Genomic DNA, 5,243 nt, shown 5'->3' with positions numbered 1-5,243 from the left:
CCCAGCTTTGGTGGGTAAAATGTATTCTAAGATACATTTCTCAAGAGCGAGGGGGTGGAACGAACCACAAAGACACAAAGGACACAAAGATCGATCGATCCTATGTCAATTAAACTTATCACACAGAACCTAGAAGAGCCGCAGGGCTTGCGTGGATTATTTTCTGCTAAGTACCTAAGCAAAATTAATTAGGGTTTGCGGCAAAAAGCTTTTCGGTGGTGGCAGGGTGTGCTCCCCCAACCCCCCCGACATCGGGGGGGTTGGGTGTGGGGTGTGGGGTTTTATCGATTTTCAGGTGGTCAACTACCTAATTTTCAGGGAAAAAGTCCAGGGATTTTCCCCCCGATCCCCGCAATGGCTGGCACTTTTTGAGGGTAAAAAAGTCCAAAAGTCTTATCCAACAAGGTTTTTAGATTTATTCAGCAGACCCTAATTATACATATCTAACCACCTCTTGCCTCCTGCCTTTTGCCTTTTGCCTATCTTCACTAGGAAATTAATTTTGCACGACTACTTAATATATCATAACTACTCTAGAAGAGCCGACAATAATACAGTTTAAGACAGAAGTAAAGCCTCGTCAGCATGAGACACTGATGTACTATTAAACAATTGGGTGACATCTTCATAAAGATTGCCTTGATTAGCTTTCAATGCTAATACATAATCAGCGCCTTGCTCAATAATTGTAGAGGCAATTTCAGTTTGACATCCCATGGCATCAATACTTACTAAACAACCTCGAATTTCTCAAATCTTCAATAATTCAGGAATAGCAGTAATCTCATTGGATTTTTCAGCGACTTTTCGTTGACCAAGTACCAAATGATTAGTGGCTGACCAGACACTTACCATAGGAATTAAACTGCGGTTATTTCCTCGTTCTTTTGCCCCTCGTAAGGTTTTCCCGTCCACATTTAAGAGTTCTCCATTGGTCACCTGATGAACTGCTTGCATCCAACTAATAAAGCATGACTGGAGTTCTTCTGATTTTAAACGGGCAAATAATCGGATCAATGTATCATGAGAGGGAATCCCATTAGGCAGAGCTAGAAAAGTTTTTAGCCATTCATATTTGGTTATACTATAGGCAGCAACTGCTTCCCAGTTGTTCGCCCCACAAATGGTTGCACAGATATTAATCACAATAATATCTATCACAAATGCTCAATGTTGTGTAACGCTCTAGGGTCTTTTAGAGTGCCAAAGTGTTTTTCAATCAGGGCTGTTGGTGATGAACATTTGTCCGTTAACATTGTTTTGTGCGAACCTGTAAACAGATAGTTAATATTCTGTATACTAACTTGAAAAATTTAATATTTATCTCCTAATTGCTATTCCATGAGGATATCTTGTAGATTTATTGCGTATCTTCAAGAATTGTGTGCGATTGCCCTGGTCACCTAACGAGCATATATAAACGAGCATATATAATAATGAAGAGAATAAAATACTTGACGAAACTCATTAGATCGGAGAAAGGAGGTCAGTCATGGATCTGGTCCAGTTTATGGTAGTTATCATCGTGGTTGGGGTTCTATTGGGGCTCGTGAACAACTACATTCCGATGGACAGCAAGATCAAGCAAATCCTGAACATTGTGGTTGTCATCGCCCTAGTTTTGTGGATTCTTAAGGTGTTCGGATTGCTGAGTTTTCTCAAGGGAATTCGTATCGGTAGGTGAGTGATGTTCTAGACGGAAGGAAAGGTTGAATTATTATGGATCTGATGTCCATCACACTGGTGGTGCGCTGGCTAATAGGCTGGGGATTGATGTGGCGGTTGCCGCGACTTCCAGACCTTTCAGTCGTCGGTTCGCCTAAAGTCTCGGTCTTGATTCCGGCGAGGAATGAAGAGAGTACCCTCCCTAATTTGCTAACAGCCTTAAAGCAGCAAACATTCAAGCCCTACGAAATCATTGTCATCGATGACCAGTCCGCCGATGCTACCCCACAGATCGCCGAACAGGCCGGGGTGAAAGTAGTGCAGACTAGCCCTTTGCCCACAGGTTGGACAGGGAAAAACTGGGCACTCAAAACCGGATATGCAGCCTCATCTGGCGATATTCTCGTCTTTCTCGATGCCGACACTGAGCCAGGGGAGGAGCTGCTCCGCAGGCTGGTGGCAACTGTTCAACACTTAGGTGGTCTGGTCTCAGTTCAGCCCTATCACCGCACTGAACGCCCCTACGAACTGTTAGCGGTTCTGTTCAATCTCGTCGGCTTGATGGCTGTCAAACTGGGAGCAAGAGGTGGTGTGGCTTTTGGACCGGCTATGGCTACCAGCAAGGATGACTATGAGCGGGTCGGCGGCCACGACGCTGTGGCAGGATATGTTGTAGAAGACTGGTTCATGGCTCATATTTATGAGAGTGCGGGACTGCCAGTGAGTGCATACATTGGTCATGGCCAACTGGACTATCGGATGTACCCCGGCGGGCTGCGGGACTTGGTTGTTGGTTTCGACAAAAACTTTGCAACGGCAGCAGGGGAAGTCTCTTGGCTGCGGATGCTGGCGGTTGTGTTCTGGCTTTCAGGGTTGTTCTGGGCGGCTTGGTGTCTGCCCGCATCCCTATTCGGCTGGCCGATTGTCGGGAATTCATCCTTACTATATAACGTACTGCTTTATCTTGCCTTCGCCATACAGTTAGCCATAATTGTATGGCCAGTGGGTTCATTCGGAGCAATCGTCTTTTTCTTCCCCATTCCGGTTGCCTTCTTCATTGCAGTGTTCCTGCTGGCAATTCTGAATCTCGAACGTGGTCAAATCGAATGGAAAGGACGAAGGATAAGTACCCGATGGCAAGGTGAATGAATGAGATTATCTATACTACAGTTACCGGATGGGGTAATCGTCGGGCTTTGTGTGGTCGGTTGGACAGCCTGGTCACTTTTGATCGGTTTTGTCGGTCATCGACTTCCCCTGAAATTCCTAGAAACGGACACCTGCCTGACCCGGCCACGACCCTGGGGGGAAGATAGACAATGGTACAATCGGGTACTGCGGATCAAGCGATGGAAGGATCGGTTGCCAGAAGCAGGGGATTTCTTCCCGGGAGGTTTTCGCAAAACATCCGTTGGCGGTGGGGACTGTGCCGTAATGTCCCGTTTTTTGGCTGAAACCCGTCGCGCGGAATACGTTCACATCGCCATCTGGCTGTTTTGGTTAGTGACGATGCTCTGGACTCCTGGCTGGGGTGTGCTGGTAAACCTCGCCGTGGGAACAGCCTTCAACCTGCCTTGTTTATGGGTGCAGCGTTACAATCGGCTTCGGCTCCAGCATCTGCTCGTATTGAAAGGACAGGGAAAAACGATATGCTAAAGTATGAACTTGGCTGTGAATTAACCTACAGCATTGAGCAAGCAAGCACTCTAATTCTTAATGTTGCTATTGTCAGCAACAACCATCAGATTATTGTTCAGGAAGACCTCCATTCTAACTCTCAACGGTCGATTGAGGAATACATCACTTCTGTCAGTGGAAATCGATACTTTCGACTCAATGCCCCTCCTGGCAATTTGCAAATTTCCTATCGAGCAACCGTTGGCTTATCTCCTTATTATTCAGACCCCAGTACGATTTTTGAAGTAAAGCCAGCCGATTTACCCCTCGATATCTTGTACTATCTTTATCCGAGTCGTTACTGTCAGTCAGATCGATTATTGCGCTTTGTCGCGGCTGAATTTGGCCATTTAGTCCCTGGTTATTCCAGGGTGACAGCTATCTGTAACTGGATTTATGACAATGTTTTGTATCTCTCTGGTAGCAGTGATTCTTTAACTTCTGCTTGCGATACAGCGATAGAAAGGGTAGGCGTTTGTCGTGATTTTGCCCATTTAGGCATTGCTTTTTGTCGAGCTTTGAACATTCCGGCACGCTTTGTTTCCGGCTACGCCTATGGTTTAAATCCCCCCGATTTTCATGCCTGGTTTGAGGCTTATCTAGGGGATCGCTGGTATCTTTTCGATCCTACCCGCCTTGTGCCTCAGAGCGGGCTAATTCGCGTTGGCACAGGACGAGATGCCGCCGATGTTTCTTTTGCCACTATTTTTGGTCCGGTACAAATGAATCAGATGAGGCTTTTTATGGACTACTTACCCGATGCCAAGCCGATTTCCGAGAATATTTTGATACCGACAACAGATGCGATCGCCATCTCTTGAGCGTACCCCAGTCAGGTATTCTATTATCGAAAATTTGGGTTGAAAACCCCGTCCTTTGAGGACGGCTTTAAGCTACAATGGAAAAAGCGATAACCAAGCTAAAAACTAAACCCTGACCACAGATAGTAGGGGGTTTCGTTCAGAAAAGAATTGAAATTCGGCCTTGAACGAGTAAAACTTTCTAGGAAATAAGGTTGAACATGAGATTTTTTCGACTTGTTCAAAGTGGCCGTCCGGCATTCGGACACTCAAAACGGACGGGTCGAAAGTGTCAGACTTAAGCAATTAAGCGTTTTTCGCTATCTGCGTCAACCCCATTGACGCGACCATCCAAAAAAAGTGGCGTGGTGAGGATGTCAATAACATTGTCTTTGAAAAACCCATTTTAGGAGTTGCCCATGTCATCCTCATCCCTACCCATTAAACTGGCTGTACTGGTTGTCATCATTGGTGAAACCGTCTTGCAAGACCGCATGATCAAGCTGCTGCAAGAGTTAGGCGTAACTGGCTATACCCTCTCGCAAGCCCAGGGCGCAGGTCGCCACGGCAACCGCCAGGGAGATATGGTCGGTTATAACACCAATATTGAGATCAAAACCGTTGTCTCGCAGGAAGTCTCGGAGGCGATCTTCTCTGGTCTCGTCGAGTATCAAGCTAATCATGCCTTAATCGCTTTCCGACAAAATGTCGAAGCGTTGACTGGGTTTGAGATAATTTGATTCGTCACTAACCCCGCCCTAAAAGGGACGGGGCTTGCCTAGACCAATTTAGGCGACGCAAGTAGAGACTACCGATCGAGACACAATCTGGCCCAGACTTCCGAATACTTCCCTAGTTCGGATTACCTCTAAGCTCTATTGGTAAAGCGTTGTTAGACAAGACATCTGGATTGTGTTGCGGTAAGGGACTTTAACTTTACTCTTAAGGATTATCTCCATAGCAAGAGTTCCTGTTATCTCAAAAGACGGAAAACCGTTGATGCCCACTAAACCCAGTCGGGCCAGGCGGTGGATTAAAGAAGGAAAAGCTATCGGTAAATTCAACGACTTAGATATTTTCTATGTCCAGCTAACCGATGAA

At 46.1% G+C, this 5,243-nt stretch carries 7 protein-coding genes and 1 pseudogene; 7 read left to right on the top strand and 1 reads right to left on the bottom strand.

All coding sequences use genetic code 11. The annotated features are described in order from the left end of the window. Positions 1-250 precede the first annotated feature (250 nt). Complete coding sequence (locus ACE1AQ_RS03670) at positions 251-433, top strand: hypothetical protein (RefSeq protein ID WP_039900603.1); 183 nt, start codon at positions 251-253, stop codon at positions 431-433. A 170-nt stretch (positions 434-603) separates the two neighbouring features. On the opposite strand, the pseudogene ACE1AQ_RS03665 reads toward ACE1AQ_RS03670, so the two are convergent. Further along, positions 604-1,256 (bottom strand): annotated as a pseudogene (locus tag ACE1AQ_RS03665) (ISAs1 family transposase); the annotation flags it as partial. Between the two features lie 236 nt (positions 1,257-1,492). Here ACE1AQ_RS03665 and ACE1AQ_RS03660 point away from each other — a divergent pair. From ACE1AQ_RS03660 to ACE1AQ_RS03635, 6 genes are all read left to right on the top strand, one after another. Beyond that, the gene (locus ACE1AQ_RS03660; RefSeq protein ID WP_039900597.1) at positions 1,493-1,684 is read left to right on the top strand and encodes a Thivi_2564 family membrane protein; all 192 of its coding nucleotides are present in this window, start codon (positions 1,493-1,495) and stop codon (positions 1,682-1,684) included. 35 nt (positions 1,685-1,719) lie between these two features. Further along, positions 1,720-2,814, top strand: a complete 1,095-nt coding sequence (locus ACE1AQ_RS03655; protein WP_008206545.1) for a glycosyltransferase family 2 protein — start codon at positions 1,720-1,722, stop codon at positions 2,812-2,814. Next, complete coding sequence (locus ACE1AQ_RS03650; protein WP_002799014.1) at positions 2,815-3,321, top strand: hypothetical protein; 507 nt, start codon at positions 2,815-2,817, stop codon at positions 3,319-3,321. Continuing rightward, positions 3,315-4,163, top strand: coding sequence for a transglutaminase family protein (locus ACE1AQ_RS03645; RefSeq protein ID WP_110545252.1), 849 nt, complete (start codon positions 3,315-3,317; stop codon positions 4,161-4,163). Before ACE1AQ_RS03650 ends, ACE1AQ_RS03645 begins: the two co-directional genes overlap by 7 nt. A 398-nt stretch (positions 4,164-4,561) precedes the next feature. Next, positions 4,562-4,882 carry a P-II family nitrogen regulator gene (locus ACE1AQ_RS03640; protein WP_008206554.1) on the top strand — a complete coding sequence of 107 codons (321 nt, stop codon included), beginning with the start codon at positions 4,562-4,564 and terminating at the stop codon, positions 4,880-4,882. Between the two features lie 217 nt (positions 4,883-5,099). Then, a partial coding sequence (locus ACE1AQ_RS03635; RefSeq protein ID WP_374807877.1) for an RRXRR domain-containing protein occupies positions 5,100-5,243 on the top strand: 144 nt, incomplete at its 3' end.

The sequence above is a fragment of the Microcystis sp. BLCC-F209 genome (assembly GCF_041928595.1).
Classification (GTDB): Bacteria; Cyanobacteriota; Cyanobacteriia; order Cyanobacteriales; family Microcystaceae; genus Microcystis.
The sequence above is the reverse complement of the archived record's forward strand: the minus strand, read 5'-3'. Positions and strand labels throughout refer to the sequence as shown.